Source organism: Vibrio sp. 1580 (genome assembly GCF_033340055.1).
Window position 1 is genome coordinate 1 of record NZ_JAWOVT010000757.1, and the last position, 513, is coordinate 513.

The 513-nt window shown below is 41.7% G+C and carries 1 pseudogene; it reads left to right on the forward strand.

From position 1 onward, the window contains the following. Positions 1-435 precede the first annotated feature (435 nt). A pseudogene (locus R7093_RS28225) lies at positions 436-513 on the forward strand (succinate dehydrogenase assembly factor 2 family protein); the annotation flags it as partial.

The window sequence follows — 513 nt, forward strand, 5'->3', positions numbered from 1 at the left end:
TGAGCGGTGAAAAGCGAGTTTGCCATTCCATGATTACAATGCCTTTTGAAGATATTTTTCAGCTATGTTAAATGCAGATTCACCATTTGTCAGCTTTCAATATGCCCAAGTCACCTTAAGGTGTTCGGTTTAGCGAGAACCGCTCAGTTTTCAGATGTAGCGGTAATTTGGAAATCTAATCAACCTTGAGTAAGAAACGTCAACAACGTATGCCAATCAAGGATAGGTGACGTTTTCTATCGTGATTTCATGGCAGAATAATTAGGAAAGAGCTCGCTGTTGCTAAACGTGAGGTTCAGTGGTGTTGAATCAGTGACCAGCTTTGAATCTGACACCTTGAAGTTACTTAACGTATTGTGACCCGCACACTAGTGACGTAGCACATCCCTTGTTACACTCCGCATTAATAACAAGACATCTATGAAGGAATAATGAATGTACACTCCTGAAGAAAAGGCGCGTATTAAATGGGCTTGTCGTCGTGGCATGCTTGAGCTGGATGTGGTGATTATG